The 897-nt window shown below is 50.1% G+C and carries 1 protein-coding gene; it reads right to left on the bottom strand.

Annotated elements, in window-relative coordinates:
• Positions 1 to 897: YifB family Mg chelatase-like AAA ATPase (locus R7093_RS24475; RefSeq protein ID WP_318146918.1), on the bottom strand; the 897-nt coding region annotated here is incomplete at both ends.

The following is an 897-nucleotide window of genomic DNA, read 5'->3' as shown; positions in this document are numbered from 1 at the left end:
CAGGAAAACGCGTTTTTCCTTGTGCGCGCCAAATGATGATCTCACCCGACTCCAGTGGTTCTCGTAACGAGTCCAACACTTTACGGTCAAACTCCGGCATTTCATCAAGGAACAATAACCCATTGTGAGCCAAAGAAATCTCACCCGGTCTTGGCACCGAGCCACCACCAACTAATGCCGCCATCGAACTGGAATGGTGCGGCGCACGAAACGGACGCGACTTCCAGTTGTGCTCATTAATCTCACTTTGCGTCAGTGATGCGACTGAAGCCGTTTCCATCGCTTCTTCGTCGCTCATCTCCGGCAGTAAGTCGCATAAACGCGACGCCAGCATGGTTTTTCCTGTACCAGGAGGACCAAGGAAAAGTAGGTTGTGGTTTCCAGCCGCTGCAATTTCTAGAGCACGCTTGCCTTGTTGCTGGCCAATGATGTCTTGTAGATCTCGACCATGTTTTTCAACCGTATTTCGCTTCGGAGGTTGATAAAGATTGAGACGATGCTGGCCACATAACTCCGCACACACCTCAAGTAAGGATTGCGCTGACTTATGTTGCTCTTTGCCCACCAACGCTGCTTGATCGCCATTGACATGAGGCACCACCAAATGACGTCCTACTTTGCTTGCAGCCAACGCGGCAGGAAGCACGCCTTTGACAGGTCTTAATCCTCCAGACAGGGCTAATTCGCCAACAAATTCGTAGTTTTTGAGCCTATCTGTCGCGATTTGCTCTGAAGCCGCCAAAATACCCAATGCAATAGGCAAATCAAAACGGCCGCCTTCTTTAGGTAAATCCGCTGGGGCCAAATTGACCGTAATGCGCTTGGCTGGAAACTGGAAATTTGAATTGATGATCGCACTGCGTACACGATCTTTGGATTCCTTTACCGTAGTCTCCG

This window comes from Vibrio sp. 1580 (genome assembly GCF_033340055.1).
This window is presented reverse-complemented; position numbering and strand designations above follow the sequence as displayed.